This is a genomic window from Primorskyibacter sp. S87, from assembly GCF_049801055.1.
Lineage (GTDB): Bacteria > Pseudomonadota > Alphaproteobacteria > Rhodobacterales > Rhodobacteraceae > JBNAGF01.
In genome coordinates this window covers 516,511-533,223 of the sequence record NZ_JBNAGF010000001.1, presented here as the reverse complement: position 1 = coordinate 533,223, position 16,713 = coordinate 516,511, and the positions used below count along the sequence as shown (strand labels likewise).

The 16,713-nt window shown below is 59.9% G+C and carries 12 protein-coding genes; 2 read left to right on the top strand and 10 right to left on the bottom strand.

What is annotated here, in order from left to right:
• Positions 1-6: 6 nt before the first annotated feature.
• The 5 genes from ACP15U_RS02670 to ACP15U_RS02650 form a co-directional block, all read right to left on the bottom strand.
• Complete coding sequence (locus ACP15U_RS02670) at positions 7-663, bottom strand: cell wall hydrolase (protein ID WP_425043574.1); 657 nt, start codon at positions 661-663, stop codon at positions 7-9.
• A gap of 170 nt (positions 664-833) precedes the next feature.
• Positions 834-3,389, bottom strand: coding sequence for a putative PEP-binding protein (locus tag ACP15U_RS02665; protein WP_425043573.1), 2,556 nt, complete (start codon positions 3,387-3,389; stop codon positions 834-836).
• A gap of 128 nt (positions 3,390-3,517) precedes the next feature.
• Positions 3,518-5,773 carry a glycine--tRNA ligase subunit beta gene (glyS, locus tag ACP15U_RS02660; RefSeq protein WP_425043572.1) on the bottom strand — a complete coding sequence of 752 codons (2,256 nt, stop codon included), beginning with the start codon at positions 5,771-5,773 and terminating at the stop codon, positions 3,518-3,520.
• A 9-nt stretch (positions 5,774-5,782) separates the two neighbouring features.
• Entirely contained in the window at positions 5,783-7,009 is a 1,227-nt protein-coding gene (gltS, locus tag ACP15U_RS02655) for a sodium/glutamate symporter (RefSeq protein WP_425043571.1), read from the bottom strand.
• Between the two features lie 45 nt (positions 7,010-7,054).
• The gene (locus ACP15U_RS02650) at positions 7,055-7,573 is read right to left on the bottom strand and encodes a DUF6446 family protein (protein WP_425043570.1); all 519 of its coding nucleotides are present in this window, start codon (positions 7,571-7,573) and stop codon (positions 7,055-7,057) included.
• A gap of 109 nt (positions 7,574-7,682) precedes the next feature.
• Between ACP15U_RS02650 and ACP15U_RS02645 the strand changes: the two genes are divergently transcribed.
• Positions 7,683-8,318: a MarC family protein gene (locus tag ACP15U_RS02645; RefSeq protein WP_425043569.1), complete on the top strand. Its 636-nt coding sequence runs from the start codon at positions 7,683-7,685 to the stop codon at positions 8,316-8,318.
• A gap of 20 nt (positions 8,319-8,338) precedes the next feature.
• Here the strand turns inward: ACP15U_RS02645 and ACP15U_RS02640 are convergent, their stop codons facing one another.
• The gene (locus tag ACP15U_RS02640) at positions 8,339-9,283 is read right to left on the bottom strand and encodes a glycine--tRNA ligase subunit alpha (RefSeq protein WP_425043568.1); all 945 of its coding nucleotides are present in this window, start codon (positions 9,281-9,283) and stop codon (positions 8,339-8,341) included.
• Between the two features lie 232 nt (positions 9,284-9,515).
• On the opposite strand from ACP15U_RS02640, the gene ACP15U_RS02635 reads away from it, so the two are divergent.
• On the top strand, positions 9,516-11,279 hold the full coding sequence (locus ACP15U_RS02635; protein ID WP_425043567.1) for a serine protease: 1,764 nt from the start codon (positions 9,516-9,518) through the stop codon (positions 11,277-11,279).
• A 109-nt stretch (positions 11,280-11,388) separates the two neighbouring features.
• On the opposite strand, the gene ACP15U_RS02630 is transcribed toward ACP15U_RS02635, so the two are convergent.
• The 4 genes from ACP15U_RS02630 to folE2 form a co-directional block, all read right to left on the bottom strand.
• The gene (locus ACP15U_RS02630) at positions 11,389-12,966 is read right to left on the bottom strand and encodes a 5-guanidino-2-oxopentanoate decarboxylase (protein WP_425043566.1); all 1,578 of its coding nucleotides are present in this window, start codon (positions 12,964-12,966) and stop codon (positions 11,389-11,391) included.
• A complete protein-coding gene (locus tag ACP15U_RS02625) occupies positions 12,967-14,415 on the bottom strand; it encodes a TrkH family potassium uptake protein (RefSeq protein WP_425043565.1) in 1,449 nt (482 codons plus the stop codon). It abuts the gene before it with no gap.
• 68 nt (positions 14,416-14,483) lie between these two features.
• The gene (locus ACP15U_RS02620; protein WP_425043564.1) at positions 14,484-15,203 is read right to left on the bottom strand and encodes a hypothetical protein; all 720 of its coding nucleotides are present in this window, start codon (positions 15,201-15,203) and stop codon (positions 14,484-14,486) included.
• Between the two features lie 302 nt (positions 15,204-15,505).
• The gene (folE2, locus tag ACP15U_RS02615; protein ID WP_425043563.1) at positions 15,506-16,609 is read right to left on the bottom strand and encodes a GTP cyclohydrolase FolE2; all 1,104 of its coding nucleotides are present in this window, start codon (positions 16,607-16,609) and stop codon (positions 15,506-15,508) included.
• Between the last annotated feature and the right edge of the window lie 104 nt (positions 16,610-16,713).

Genomic DNA, 16,713 nt, shown 5'->3' with positions numbered 1-16,713 from the left:
TACACTTCATTCGCTGGATGCGGTCCGGTAGTTGTGGCGATAGAAAATGTGCACACCAATGCGCGCGGTTTCCTTGTAAACGCGCGACCATTTCGGCTTCACGAACTTGGTATGGTAGTGGGTCGCCCCTTCGGTCAGTTCACCGCCGGCGCCGTCGATGACCGCACGCGCAACTTTCGAAACCCGTTCATAGGCCTTCTTTTCGTGAATGACTTCCTTGTGGCCATCACAGGTATAGGTGAACTGGCACTGGTACTTGCGCCCTGTTCCCTGCCGGATCACACCGCAGAGCGTGTCAGGAAACCGTTCACTGTCGACCCGGTTCAGAATCACCTCAGCCACGGCAAACTGGCCCCGCACGGTTTCACCGCGGGCTTCGAAATACAGTGCTTCGGCCAGGCACTTCCAGTTTTCGTCCCCTTCCGCCTTGGGCAACGAATCCACCCAGTCGCGGGTGTAGCTGATCTTGACCGGCTCAGAGGGCTTGCCTGAATTCACGCCACGCAAAAAGCGTGCGAGGCCGCTGTCAGTGGTGCGTTTGACCACGACCGGTTCTTGGCCGGTGGAGACCAGAGTCATTTTCTCCGGTCCGGTATCAGCAGACGACATAGGAGACAGTGCGGTGGCCAAGACCACCGTTGCGGCAGCTACAAATAGTTTCATTTCTTACTCCACGACGAGCGAACAGCGGCGCTCCCCCCAGGCACCCACGGGGCATCGCTTACATCAGACCGGGCCGAAGGTCCAGATTTCGTCAAAATGCAAGCATAAATTAGTCATATTTTGCCAATGACTTATAAAATCAATCTTGCGGTTGGCTACAAAATCTTGTGTCAGGCGTCAAGCCCATCGCCGATCTTGTGTCCAATCGCCAATTGTGCGGCAGCCAGTCGCGCCACAGGGACTCGGAAGGGAGAACAGGACACATAATCAAACCCAGCGTCCCTGCAAAAGGAAATTGATTCGGGATTCCCGCCGTGTTCACCGCAGATCGAAAGGGTGATTCCCGGGTTGGCCTTGCGCCCGCGATCCACCCCAATCCGCAGCAATTCACCCACGCCTTCGGCATCCAGAACATGGAACGGATCCTCGGGAAACACCTCCTGCTGCACGTAGTCGGACATGAAACGCCCGGCGTCGTCACGCGACAAACCATAGGTCATCTGGGTGAGATCGTTGGTGCCAAAGCTGAGAAAGGCCGTCTGCGGCGCGATTTCATCTGCCCGCAAACATGCACGTGGTGTTTCGACCATCACGCCAAGCCGGTAGTCAAAGTCGCGCCCCTGTTCGGCACGCACTGCAGCAGCAACCGCATCGATTCGGGCCTTGACCAGCTCGACCTCGCGCCGGGCTGAAACCAGCGGGATCATGATCTCGGGAACGACAGGTTCCCCGTCATGCGTCGCACTCAGCGTGGCCTCGAAGATGGCGCGGGCCTGCATGTCGTAGATCTCGGGTACAGTAACACCCAGCCGAACGCCGCGCAGGCCGAGCATTGGGTTATACTCTTCCATCGCCTCCACGCGCCGGGTCACGTCTGAAACCGGCATATCCAGCGCCTCGGCCAGTTCGCGTTGACCAGTGCGCGTGGTCGGAAGAAATTCGTGAAGCGGCGGATCAAACAGACGGATACAAACAGGCTGCCCTTCCATGATACTGAAGAGCTCGGCGAAATCGTCGCGCTGCATGGGCAACAGCCGGGCCAGAACCGCAGCACGGCCCTCGCTGGTCTGGGCAAAAATCATCTCGCGCATGACCGTCAGACGACCCGGCTCGAAAAACATGTGCTCGGTCCGGCACAAACCGATCCCCTGTGCGTTGAAATTCCGGGCCGTGCGGGCGTCGGCAGGGGTATCGGCATTGGCGCGAATGTCGATGTCGCGGGCTTCGTCGGCCCAGCCCATGAGGGTTAGAAAGGCGTCATCCAGTGCGGCTTCCAGCATCGCTGGCTCGCCAGCAAGCACCTGACCCGTGCTACCATCAATGGTCAGGATATCCCCGGTGCGGAAGACTCTGCCATCCGGGGCGGTCAACTGTTTGTTCTTTGTCTGAAACCGAAACGAGGATGCCCCGACGATGCAAGGCAAACCCAATCCGCGCCCGATAACGGCTGCGTGGCTGGTCATCCCGCCCTTTTCTGTCAGCACGGCGGCCGCAGCGTGCATCCCGCGGATGTCGCCGGGCGAAGTTTCGCGTCGCACCAGAATACAGGGTTCGCCGCGGGCTGCGCTGGCCTGCGCCTCGGCCGAGGTGAACACGATCCGTCCACTGGCTGCGCCCGGGCTGGCAGCAACGCCGGTTGTCAGCACGTCCCGCTCGGCATTTGGGTCCACCTGCCGATGGAGCAACTCGTTGACCGCATGCGGATCGATGCGCATCACCGCTTCTTGCGGGGTGATGATCCCGTCCTCGGCGAGCCGCACCGCCATGCGAACGGCAGCACGCGGAGCACGCGGCACCCGCATGCCGTCAAGGATATGCACCCTGCCCCCGTTTATGACGAATTCAACCTGCATCTCTTCGCGCAACCTCTTGCGCATCAGGGCGGCGTGGATTTTTAACTCGGAGAATGCTTCTGGCGCCTCGTCCTCCAAAGACGGACCGCGCTGATCCTGTTCGAGATACAGGGCTTCGGCCCCGGCCCCCAAGGCATCGCGACCCTGGCTCTGGCTCAGGTAACGACCAGTGATCTGTGGCAGGCCCGTAATCGGGTCGGCCAGCTGCAACACGCCCGACCCGCACTCGCCCTTTCCGATTCCCGGAATCATCTCTTGGACAACAAGACCCAGCCCAGCATCCGCCGGTGCGCCTTTGGCCTGCCGCAGCAATCGCGCCGATGTGCCTTCCCAGGCTCGGGCCATCGCCTGAAGAACGCCGGACAATTGTTCGGCGCGATCCTGCGGGAACTGTTCTTCTGCTTCGTCTTCGTAGGTATCGAGCGTTTCCTTGAGGGCACGGGATACATCGTCGCCGGGCTCGAGCACGAACAGATCCGGGTCAAGCCTGGCCACGTGCACCGCGTAGGACTGCACAAAACGCAAATAGAGAGCGGCTGCGGGCGCTTCTCCCAATGTGCCGCTCAATTCTTCGAAAAGCCGGTCATTCATCCCGATGTTCAAAACGGCCCCTGGCCCGCCCCAATCCGGATCTTCCGAAGACGGGCGCACGCACAGCAAAGCCGATGCATCAAACTGATCCACGACGGCCCGCAAGTCCGGCATGTTGCCTTCGGCGATCTCGTGCACGGCATCAAACGACAGCGCCACCGTGCGCGGCACCGGAAGATCCAGACGCACCAGCCGTTGAAGGCATTTCGCCCGGCCGCCATGCGTGCGCGCACTCACCGGAGCGGTCGGCGTAATCAACGTGGTATCGGGATCATTCTGCACCGCAGCACCTCCGTGTTCCGCAGCAGGATAGGATCCTTTGAGCGACACGCAAGGGCCGTGTCCGCACACGGCGCAGGGAATTTCGGACCCGGAACCGTTTCTGCCCGCCTGTCCCTCCGGCGCTCGCTTTAACCTTCGATGCGCGTAAGATCGGCGACGCTGGAGCAAATGGTGCGGATCTGGCTCAAAAGGTTCAGGCGATTCCGGCGCAGAACCTCATTGTCCGTGTTCACCTGCACTTCTTCGAAAAAGGCATCGATCGGGGCACGCAGGCCTGCCATCGCGGCCATAGCTGCCGGGAAATCCTCTTTTTCCAACGCCGGAGCGATAGCGGCCTCGGCCCCATTCAACGCCGCGAACAGTGCCCTTTCGCTGTCGGTTTCCGCGTATTTTGCATCTGCGCCGTAAGAGTATTCTACGCCGTCTTTTTCTTCGGCCTGCGTGAGAATATTGTTGGCCCGCTTGAACCCCTGCACAAGGTTTTCGCCGTCCTCGGTGGCCAGAACGGATCCCAGCGCGCGCGCACGTTTGACCAGTAGGTTGAGGTCGTCATTGCCCTCCATCGCAATACAGGCATCGATGACATCATGGCGAATTCCCTGATCGCGCAAAAACACCTTGAGGCGGTCGTGAAAGAACGCAACCAGATCGGTGATCGTGTCAGCATCTTCACGGAATGACGAGTTTTTGTCTTTGAGCGTGTTCCACAGCGCACCAAATACTCCGTGCTCGGCGATCATCGATGTCATGGCGGCCAGCTCCAGACCCGGCAGCTTGTCGGCGTCAATTCCGGTGATCCGGGAATATTCCGCGCGCTTTTCCTCAGGAGTTTCACCATTTGCATCACGCTTCAGGGCGTGCGGAAAGAAGGCACGCGCCGCAAACTCTGCAAGCGGAAGGCGCAGGTCGTTTTCCATAACCAAACGGATCACACCAAGGGCTGCGCGGCGCAGGGCAAAGGGATCCTTGGATCCCGTCGGCTTTTCGTCGATGGCCCAGAACCCTGTCAAAGTGTCGAGCTTGTCTGCCAGGGCCACCGTCGCTGACAGCTGCGCAGTCGGAACATCGTCCGACGGTCCCAGCGGCGAGTAGTGTTCCTCGGCAACGGCAGCCACGGCGGCGTCTTCGCCTGCGGCTTCGATGTAGTAGCGCCCCATGAGCCCCTGAAGTTCAGGAAACTCATAGACCATTTCCGAACTCAGATCGGCCTTGGCCAGATCTGCAGCGCGCCCGGCCAGATCCGCGTCTGCTCCGGTCACCTCGGCCAGTTCCCGCGACAGCGTCGCAATTCGGCGGATCCGATCCCCCTGCGAGCCGAGCTTGTTGTGGAAGGTCACGTTCTCAAGCGCATCGGTCCAGGAACTCAAGTCCGAACGCGCCACGCGCAAATCGTTCTCCCAGAAGAATTTGGCATCTGCCAGCCGCGCCGACAGAACTTTCTGGTTGCCCGCCAGAATGGTCGCGCCATTGTCCGCGGTTTCGCGGTTTGCCACGGTAATAAAACGTTCGATTCGGCCTGTTTTCGGGTTACGGACCGAAAAGAATTTCTGGTGTTCCTTCATCGAGGTCTGAAGAACCTCGGGCGGCAGCTCAAGGAATTCGGCACCGATTTCGCCCATCAGAACCACCGGCCATTCGACCAGACCGGCAACTTCGGCCAGAAGTCCATTGTCCTCGACCATCTCGAGGCCGGCCGCAAAGGCCAGATTCTGGGCATCGTTCCGAATGTGTTCGGCCCGCTCGGCAGGGTTCAGCATCACGTTCGCGCGCTTCAGCTTGGCCTCGTAGTCCTCGAAAGAAGTGACAGTAAACACATCGGGGGCCATGAAGCGATGGCCACGCGTACTGTCGCCTGACGTGATGCCTTCGATCTCCAGCGGCACAACCTGAGCCGCGGTCTCGTCGGTCAGGATAGAGAGGATTGAGTGCAAAGGCCGAACCCAGCGCAATGACGAGGTCCCCCAGCGCATTGATTTGGGCCATGGGAAGTTGCGGATGGTCGTTTCTAACACTTCGGCGACAATCTCTGACGCCGGGCGTCCCGGTTTTTCGATCGTCGCAAAATAGACCGCACCCTTGGGGGTGTCGCGCTCTTCCAGCTGGTCGCGGGTCAGGCCGGCGCCGCGCAGAAATCCTTCGATCGCCTTGTCCGGCGCCCCGACCTTTGGGCCCTTTCGCTCTTCGCGAACGGTCGGGCTCTCGGCCAGCAGCCCTTCGATCGCCAGTGTCAGTCGGCGCGGTGTGGTAAAGGCGCCGGCACCTGCATAGGTCAGGCCGGCCTCGACCAGACCATCCGTGATCCGCTTTTTCAGATCGTCGCCCGCGCGGGTCTGCATGCGCGCCGGGATTTCCTCGGAAAACAGTTCGATCAATAGGTCGGGCATGGTCGGTCCTTAGAAGTTCACGATCGCCTGAATAACGATTGCGTTGGCGATGTCCACGAAGAAGGCGGAGACAAGCGGTAAAACGATGAATGCGATGGGCGACGGGCCGTATCTCTTGGTCACAGCCGTCATGTTGGCGATAGCGGTCGGGGTAGCCCCCAGTGCGAAGCCACCAAAGCCCGCGGCCAATACGGCAGCGCGGTACCCACCGCCCATGACCGGAAACAAAACCCAGATCACGAACACGATGGTGAACAGAGTCTGAGCTGTCAGGATCGCGGCGATCACGATACCCAGTTCCGCGATGGTCCATAGCTGCAGGCTCATCAGAGACATGGCAAGAAACGCGCCAAGTGCGAACTCCGAAATCAGCGCAAGCGCCGGCGTTCGGGCAACTGGTGGCGCATTCGGGCGCAGGGCACTTCTGACATTGGCAATCAAGATGGCCATGATCAGGCAGGGCACAAAAAGTGGCAGCTTTAATCCCAGTTCAAGAATGATCTGGTGCACGCCGAACCCCAGAATGATGGCGATATTGAGAAACAGCAGCACCCGCATCAAGGTCATGTGATCAATGTCGGTGTGTGCACCATTGTCCTCTGACGGGAGACCGACCGTGTGTTCCTCGTCCGGCCGATCTGGTGTCAGGTTGAACTTCTCGACCAGATACTTGGCGACCGGACCGCCAATCAGCGCGGCCAGAACCAGCCCCAATGTGGCCACCGCTACCCCCAGCTCGGTCGCGCCCTCCAACCCGGTGGTGCGCGCAACTTCGGGGGCCCATGCAATGGCGGTTCCGTGCCCGCCGATCAATGCAGCCGAGCCAAACAGGACTCCGGATTGAACCGGATAGCCGAATATCCCTGCCCCGATAGCCCCGATGACGTTTTGTGCGACTATCGTGATCAGTGTCAGAACCAGCAGCAGAAGCAGCGGCTTGCCACCCGCGATCAGATCGGAAATCCGGGCATTCAGCCCGATGCCGGCGAAGAACAGAACAAGCAGGAAATCCCGGGTCTCCAACTCAAAAGACAACTCGATCCCGCCGACAAGATACAGCGCCAGAACAACCAGTGACGCCAGAAGCCCACCGGTGACCGGTTCCGGGATGTTGAAACGGCGCAGAGCCTCCACACGGGAATTGATCTGCGCACCTGCAAGGTAAACCGCAAAACCAAGTGTTGCAGTTATGAAATCGGGGATGATGATCGGTTCGACGGCTAGGGGTTCGGTCATGGCAGTCTCGGGCTTTGGTATCCCTGTCGGGCAGCGGAAATCATATCACTCACGCGGCGGGCATTCTTCGCCGACTACTGTTCCGTCATAAGCTTTCTCACCGCAATCATTCAGCTCGTGCCAGGCATACCCACGTCCATCGGAGAGAATGGCCACCACGCGATCTACACCGAAATGGACGTTCTTTTCTGACAAATAGGCCTGTGCCTCACCGGCTTCGAGCGCGGCCCCTAGCCCGGTTGCATCAAAGCAGTCGAACCAGCGCGGGCCGACCAGCGGTGTAGGATCTTGAACACGTTCATAGGTCCCATCCAGAACTTGCGGGTCTAGGTCGGTGGTGAAGCAGGCGCGATAGCGGATCGGCGAGCTGTCGGCGTCAATTGCCTGAAACCCCTCATATGCGATCGGCTCTGCCTCGGTGCTTCCCTTACGAACCAGTGTCACATCCTGCCCCGGTGACGGAGTGACCTCAAAATAGTACGCATAGACCTGCTGATAATACAGACCAGCCCCGGCGAGCACCGCGCAAAGCAGGATAATGATGACGATGGGCTTACCGTTCATGACCGTTCTCTCTCGGGGGCGGAGCTCAGGCGCAAGGCCGCCCCTTTCCTTGTTGTCTCTTTTGGGCCAGTGTGCGCCCGATCCAAGCACTGATATCAGGAATTGCACCGTGGACACCAGTTTTGCCATCAGCTTTTTCGGCGCGCTCTTTGCGATCATGAATCCGGTGACGAACCTTCCGATCTTTCTCAGTGTGACCGATGGCACCTGGGTGGAAACTCAGCGTAGAATCGCATTGAAAACAGCGCTCTACAGCTTGATCCTGGGGACGAGTTTTGCCGTGGCGGGCAGTCAGCTTTTGCACCTGTTCGGCATTTCCATAGATGATTTCCGTGTGGCCGGTGGTTTGGTAGTGCTTCTGATCGCCCTGAACATGCTGAACGGGAACGAAAGCAGCTCGCATCATGGGACGGACGGGGAAAAGTCGGACTATCCCGATCCCGAAACCGTGGCGTTCTACCCCCTGACCTTTCCAATCATTGTCGGACCCGGCACCATCACGACGCTGATCCTGTTTGCCCATCAGGCCGAAACCCTGCCAGAAAAGATCGCTTTTGCAACCGTGTTCGGAGGTATCGTGGCGCTTCTCGCGCTGGTATTCTGGAACGCGCCCACCCTTGCGAAACACTTGTCGGGCACCGCGCGCGTGATCATGAGCCGGTTGATGGGCATGATCCTTGCCGCCATTGCGGTGGGCATGATCGTAGCCGGGCTCAAATCCCTGCTTCCCGGTCTTGCCGGCTGAATGGCCGGCGTCGAACGGCATCAGGCTCCGGTACCCTCGGCGATATACCCGCCTGCCTCGGTCAGAATGAATGCATCTGCACATTGCTTGGCCAGCGCCCGGACCCGGCCGATATAGGCTTGCCGCTCGGTCACCGAAATGACTCCGCGCGCATCGAGCAGGTTGAAGATGTGGCTGGCCTTGATGCACTGGTCATAGGCGGGATGCGCCATGACGATCCGCCTGCCGGTTTTGGGGTCGGTGTGTTCCTGTGCCAGGATTGTGGCGCATTCCTCTTCCGCTTCTTCGAAATGGCGCAGCAGCATCTCGGTGTTGGCCACGTCAAAATTCCAGCGGGCGTATTCTTCCTCGGTCTGCTTGAACACATCGCCATAGGTCAGCGGAATCGGCGAATCCGGGTCGTTGAAGGGCATGTCCATTACGTGATCGACGCCCAGCACATACATTGCAAGCCGTTCGAGCCCATAGGTCAGCTCGCCCGAGACCGGCACACAGTCATGGCCGCCAACCTGCTGAAAATAGGTGAACTGGCTGACTTCCATGCCGTCACACCAGACCTCCCAGCCGAGACCCCATGCGCCCAGCGTCGGGCTTTCCCAGTCGTCCTCGACAAATCTGATATCGTGCAGATCCATGTCGATGCCGATGGCCTCTAGCGAGCCCAGATACAACGTTTGCAGATCCGGCGGCGAGGGTTTGATGAGCACCTGATACTGGTAATAGTGTTGCAGGCGGTTTGGGTTTTCGCCATAGCGCCCATCGGTGGGACGCCGCGAAGGCTGGACATAAGCCGCAGCCCATGCGTTCGAGCCAAGCGAACGCAAAGTTGTCGCGGGGTGAAACGTGCCGGCCCCGACCTCCATGTCATAGGGCTGCAGAACCGCGCAGCCCTTCGCCGCCCAATATGACTGCAATCTCAGGATGATCTCCTGGAACGAGCGTGGAGCGTTGGTCTGATCGGTCATCTGCATCCCTCGGAATGGGCAATGTTACAGGCCGTCGGCCTGCGGAAATCGCTTCTTTCCTATGCAAGCGGCCCCAGAGGGTCAACGATGCTTTTTCCGGAACGCCAAACTGCGTCGACTGTGGGTTTTCAGCAAGCCCGCCGGATCGTGAATGGCAAGACACATGGCCAACCGGCGCAAATCCTGATTAGGTGCGGCAAGCATGTAACTTTCAAGGCAAGAGACCCCCAAAATGATAAGAGTATTTGCCGCCTTTCTGATGGCATTTCTGTTTTCCACCCCTGTCGCACGCGCCCAGAGCCTCAACCAGACCACAGCACAGGATGTCGTCTGGGTTCAGATCGAAGCTCATCCCTCGCTGGTCACAGCACAGCAACGTGCACAGGATTTTGCCGGGCAGCTGGCGGATGTGAACGGGTTTTCCCTTGGCGGTAGCTGGTACGGCATCGTTTTGGGCCCCTACACGCGGGAAGACGCGAACCGGGTGCTGCGCATCTACCGCAGCGAAGGCCAGATCCCGGCGGACAGTTTCATTGCCTATTCCCGCAATCTGGGGCGTCAGTTCTGGCCCGATGGCGCGGACACGCTGAATCGCGGAACCGTTGTCGCCCCCGCCCTGCCCACCGAGCCGGCAACCGAGACAGCCGCCGCCCCCGAGGCACAGACCGAACCCGCAGACGAGACACCGGCCGAGGCGCGGCGCAGCGAGCGCCTGCTCAGTGCCGAGGAACGGCGCGGTCTGCAGATCGCACTCAGGTCCGAGGGCCTGTATTCGGCTGCAATCGACGGAGCCTTTGGCCCAGGCACGCGCCGGTCGATGGCGGATTGGCAATTGTACAATGGGTTTGAGCAGACTGGGGTTTTGACCACGGCCCAGCGCAAGATCCTGATGGACCGATACAATGCGCCACTGATCAGCAGCGGGGTGGATACCGTTTGGGACAGCAAGGCGGGTATCGAAATGAAACTGCCGACGAAGGCGGTCAAATTCACCCGTTACGAACCTCCGTTTGCCCACTATGAAAGCAACGAGATCCCTGAGGCCCGGGTGCTTCTGATCAGCCAGCCCGGCAACCGGTCTACCCTGTATGGCCTCTATGAAATCATGCAGACGCTGGAGATCGTGCCGCTCGAAGGCCCCCGCGAACGCGGCAAGGACAGCTTCGTTCTTGAGGGTCGCGGCAATGGCATTGTCTCCTATACGCAGGCCAAGCTGGACGATGGTGTAATCAAGGGATTCACATTGGTCTGGCCCGCAGGTGACGAGGACCGCCGGGCCCGTGTTCTTGAAGAGATGAAGGCCTCATTCACCCGCACTGAAAACGTGCTGGATCCCGCGGCCGGAACAGATGCGGAGCAATCGATCGACCTGATCTCGGGCCTGACCGTGCGCAAGCCCCGCTATTCGCGTTCTGGGTTTTTCGTCGATCGTTCAGGAACCGTGCTGACGTCGACACAGGCGGTCCAAAGCTGCACCCGGATAACGCTTGATCGCGACCATCAGGCTGAACTTGTCAGCAGTGACGAGGGGCTTGGTGTTGCCGTGCTGCGTCCGGTTGGGTCATTGGCACCGATGGAAATCGGCGCCCTGAGCCAGTCTGCCCCGCGTCTGCAATCAGAGCTCGCGGTTTCGGGCTTTTCCTACGAAGGCATTCTCGGTGCACCAACCCTGACCTTTGGCACCCTCTCGGACGTCAAGGGACTGCGGGGAGAGACCGAGCTGTCGCGCCTCGCGTTGGCTGCACAACCCGGTGATGCCGGCGGCCCGGTTCTGGACACAGGTGGCAATGTCGTCGGCATGCTGCTGGCGGATCTCGACAGCAGCCAGTCCCTGCCCCGTAATGTCAGCTTTGCCGCCAACGCACAGGCGCTGCGCAATGTGCTCGAAGCCGCCGGCCTGAGCTCCGGGTCCGAAGCGGATAGTGATGCGGTTTCTCCGGCCGTGCTGAATCGCATAGCCAGCGGCATGACTGTGCTGGTCAGCTGCTGGGACTGAGCCTTCAGCCCAGCCAATAGTCAGTTCTGTATGCAGACAGGCGCCGGATATCCGGCGCCTGTCTTCGTTTGACACAATAAAATCCCAGCCCTACGCGCGGCAGAGGACGTTACAGCATTTCCGGTGTCATGTGGATCAGCGTTGGCCGCCCGGCCCCAAATGCGGTCTCAAGAACCTTCTGCAACTCACCCAGACTGTTCGGTTTTTCTGCGGCGGCACCATAAGCCTCGGCCAGCTTGCAGAAATCGGGGTTGCGGGCAACCACCGCATTCGGCGCGATCTGGGCCGCGATCATGCTGTCCTCGATTTCTTTCAGCTTGCCATTGTCCCACAATAAGATCGGCAGGCTCAAACCCAGTTCCACGGCAACACCCAGCTCTTGCATGGTGTACTGGAACCCGTAGTCCCCGGCGATCGCCATAGTGGGCATTCCCGGCCGCCCAACCGCCCCACCGATGGCCGCCGGCAAAGCATAGCCCAGCGTGCCATAGCCGGTGGGGTGATGCCAGTATCGCGGCCTCGGCATGTCCCAGATATCCGTTGCGACATAGGCGAATTGGGTCATGTCGGAATAGATCATCGTGTCAGGCGACAGAACCTCGCGCAGCGCATTGCAAACCGGCAGGATACCGGGGCGCTCGGCATCCACCTCGGCGTTCCAGCGGGTTCGGGCCTTGGCCACTTCCTCTGCGGTCCACCCGGACTCTCGCTGTGGTCGATCCTCTATTTCGGCCCAGAGCGCCGCCGCAAAGCGACCTGCATCAGCCCGCAGCTTGATCGTCGCACGCTGCGCATCCGCCAGAACCTCGGGGTCCAGATCCACCCGGACCATCGGCGCCTTGTGCCCCAGATGATCACGCCAGAGGTCCACCTCAGCCAGTTCGGTTCCAACGGCGACCACAAGATCAGCGGATGCTATGACCTCGGCGCTTCCGGGCCGCGCCAGCATCGACCCAAACCCCAGCGGATAGTTGGCACCAACCAATCCGCGCCCTGCCCCTGTTGTGAATGCGGCGGCTCCGAGTTGTCGCAAAATCTGAACCCAGAGATGGCTTTGGGCTCCGCCCCCGAGGATAAACAGTGGCCGCCGGGCAATATTGAGCAATGACAGCAAGGGCGCGACATCCGGTTTTCGGACCTCAGGCGTGGTGCCGGGCATGTTCGGAGGCGGAGCCGGATCAGCCTCGGCCTCAAGAACAGCTATAGGTGTTTGTATATGTTTCGGGCGGGGACGATGGGCTTCAAACTCCTCAAAGGCCCGTTCGACAAGGCCGTAGGCCGCGCGGGCTGTCGACGCCTGCTCAGACCAGTCGCAGACTGCGGCGGCCGCAGCGCGCTGATCACGCATCTGATGCAGCTGGCCGCGCCGAGCGGCAGTTTCATCCAGACAAGATGACAGCACCAGCATTGGCACGGAATCGGAATAGGCCTGCCCCATCGGCGTCATGATGTTGCTCAGTCCCGGGCCGGTAATGACGTAAGCCACCCCGGGATTGCCTGTTGCCCGGGCATAGCCGTCGGCCATGAACCCGGCCCCCTGCTCGTGCCGGGCCAGCACATGCCGGATCCCGGCCTCTTCGATACCCCGATACATTTCCTGATTGTGGACACCGGGTATGCCAAAGATCACCTCGACGCCCCGGTCCCGCAACATATGCGAGATCTGCGCCCCAAGCGGTCGCTTCATTCACGCCCTCCAGAATTTTACCGTCAGAATTGCATAAACCGCCAACAGTTCCAGCCGTCCGATCAGCATCGCCAACGTGAGGATCCATTTGGCCGCGTCGTTCAGACCACCGAAATTCCCGGCAGGCCCGATCCGGTCGCCCAGCCCCGGACCGATATTAGCCAAGGCTGCACCTGCGCCGGAAACAGAGGTGGTGAAATCCAGACCGGTCAGAGCCAGCGCCCAGCTGATGATGCCCAGCGTTACCACGAAGAAAACAAAGAAGGACATGACCGAGCTGAGAACATCATCGCCTACGCGGCGCCCGCCATAGCGGGGAATGAACACGCCACGTGGGCTGCGGATGCGCTGCAGCTGTACCCGAACCGACGCGAACAAAAGCTGATAGCGAAAGATCTTCACTGAACAGGCGGTCGAACCGGCGCAGCCTCCGATCAGGCCGACGAAAAAGAAAATCGTGACCAGAAACGGGCCCCAGGTCATGTAGTTGGCGCTGGCATAGCCGGTTCCGCTGATGATCGACGTGATGTTGAACAAGGCTTCGCGAAAGGACTGCTCCCAATGATGCGGAAACACACGCTGCAATTCCAATGTTACGAGCAGGACCAGAATCGCGATCGTCGCAAGAAAGGCGCGGATCTGCGGATCTCGGAGCAGGGAATTGGTGTTGCCGTTAAGAAGCTGCACGTAGCGAACAAACGGCAACGCTGCGAGGATCATGAAGACCACCGCGACATATTCCAGCGGGCCGGAGAATGTGCCAAAGGATGCGTCATAATTGGAAAAGCCGCCGGTCGACACAGTGGTCAGGGCATGTACCAAGGCATCGAACAGCTCCATGCCCAGCAGGACATAACTCACCACGCAGGCAGCTGTGAGGCCAACGTAAATAACCGAGATCTGGCTGGCAATTTCGGTGGCGCGGGGAAGGATTTTCCCCATAGTGTCAAAACCTTCGCTCTTGAAGATCTGCATGCCGCCAACCCGGAGCTCGGGCAGAAACACCATGGCAACAACAACGATCCCGATACCGCCAAGCCATTGCAGAATCCCGCGCCACAACAATAGGCCCCGCGGCATGTCATCCAATCCCGACAACACGGTGGACCCGGTCGTGGTCAGGCCCGACATTGCCTCGAACAGCGCGTCGACAAAGCGCAGTTCGGTTTCGCCGAACATGAACGGGAGCGCTCCGAAGATCGGCAAGGCAACCCAGACACCGGTGGTAAGAAGAAATGTCTGCTGAATAGAAAGGCCTTCACGCAGGCCGTTCGAACAGCTTAACGCGATCAGCCCGCCAATAAGAACCGTGATGATCCCGCTTTGCAGAAAGACGTGCCATTCGCCGCGCCCTTCTGCAAGATCGGCAATCATCGGCAGGGCCATGGTACCCCCCAACAGGGCCACCAGAAAACCGATCACATATCCAACTGGCCGCAGGTCAAACATGAGGCGCAGCGTTGGCGCGGGATGGGGGCGCTGTCAAGCACCCCCGCAGTGCCGGGCCAAAGCTTGGCTCAGCTGTCACCACCGGTCGGCTTGCCAGGCTTGCGGGCGGGCATGACCGGCGGCTTGGATGGTGCACGAGTGCGACGGGTCGCTGGCTGTGTCTCGGTGCCTGTCGTTGCCGCCGACTTGGCCGGGGCCTTGGGAGCCGGAGCTGTTCCAGCCTTGTTTGCCGGCTGGGTCGCAACCTCGGCGACCGGGCGGGCCACCGATTTGCGCGGCGAGGCTGGCGCGGGTTTGGCGGCCTTGGCTGCGGCCGGCTTGGCAACTGCCGGTTTCGCCGCCTTCTGAACCTTGGCCTTGCTGGCCGGTGCAGGTGCGGTCTCCGCTTTGGCCTGCCTCACCACCTGCTCCTTGGCCAGGACGGGTTTGACGGCTTTGGCCTTGGCGGTGCGCTTGGGGGCTGGAGCCGTTGCAGAAGATGCCACTGCCGCAGGTATTGGCGTCGGTTTCTTGCGAACCGAGGCTTTGCGCGGCGCCGGCTTGGCCCGCTTCGCAGGAGTGGCCGCAGGCACCTCTGTCAGACGGTCATTTCGAATCGACGCGAATGCCCGAGTGACTTCCGACGGAATCGACGCAGCCGCGTGCAGGCTGCGGACCTGCGAGATTGGCGCCTGAATGGCCGACCGGGTCATAATCTGCATGATCTCGACCTGTGTGCTGACCGCATAGCCCGCAACTCGTATCATTGCAGCCTGCATCTCCAGCGGGGTCGTCAGAAAAGGGGTCATACTAGTCTCCATTCAGTTTCACGGCCCGTAAATGCAGAGCCATAAAGATATGTGTTCACGAGAAGGCGCGAACCCGTGCAAGGTTCGACGGACAGCTGGTAACAGGCCAAAGCAAGGCCCTGTTCTACCGCATTCGACATAGCGTCGGATCTCCGTACCGACTCCGGCACCATGCCGGATTGCCGGAATCTGGAGAGACTGTAAACAGCTTCTTGACGTTAGGTCAGCCAAAAAATGCCGCGCCGCGGCAAAAGGTGCAGTTTCAGGCCAGTATCCGCCCAACAATTGAGCGGAATTCAGCGTTAACCAACGTGGAACAGAGTGGAGAACATACGTGGGTCGAGGCTGGCTTCGGCAAATGTCTCGCCTTCGAGCAGAATCGAAACCGCGTCATGGCTGTGCAAACTCTCCTGATGGCTGGCCACAACCCGGAAATCACTGATTCGGTGATCGGATTGCAACTCGGCGCAGAAAAGCCGTGCGGCGTCTTCGACAAAGATGGGGTTTGAAGCGTTCAATTCGGCAAAGGCCTGTTCGTCCTCGCGCTTGACCATGACCTGGGTTTCCGTGGGAACCGCCCGGCGACAGATGTCGATCAGATCCTCGAACCACAGACACCCCGCATCCTCGTCCACCACGACAGAGATCCGGGCAACGGACCGTTGCGAATGCGGCGTTGCCAACTGCCCGCGCGTCGAGCGGGCATGTTCACTGAGTTCCAGCGAACAGGGGCAGGTTGAACTATAGACATAGTCGAGATGCATGATCTTGCGGCGCACACCGTCCATTTCAGACAACTCCAACGCGATGTCGTAGTACTGATAGCCCGACAGCCCCGAGCGCAGGCTTTCCACTTTCATCGGGAAGGAAAACCGCATCTGGATCCGGGCGTCAAAACTCTCGAGGTCCGTTTTGTAGTCCTCAAGCGCCGCCTGTATGACCTCAAAGCTGAATGTCGATTCGGCATGGCGATAGAAGCTGCGCATGATCCGGGACATGTTGATGCCCTTTTTCTCGGCATCGAGGCTGACCGTCCCGGTCACCGACGTTTCCAGCGTCAGGTCTATGTCGTCGCGACGATGAAAGCAAATTGGCAAACGGAAATTGGATATGCCTACATGCTGAATCTGCTGTTGGGCCCCACGGATCAGGCTGGCCGGACCATTCTGCAAATCAGGCAAATCGGCCCGATAGGCTTCGTCGACGACAAATTCTTCAGGATACGAACGAGCCAGAAGCGGGTAGTTATCCGGCGCGCCGCCAGACAGCAGCCGTGCCAAGGCCGGATCAAGCTGTGCAATCTCGGTGTCTGTGGCGCGCTCCGCCCAACGCCGTAGCACGGAAAGAGCCGCCTGGGCCTCATCCTTGTCCGGAGTTTCGATCGTGTCGCGTGAATGGATATTCATGTTCGCGTTTCCTGATTTGCACCAAACCACTAGATAAGGCAGTTCGGCCCGTGTTCCAAACAAAACCGAATACGGGCAGTTGGCGCGAATGGATCACCCGACGG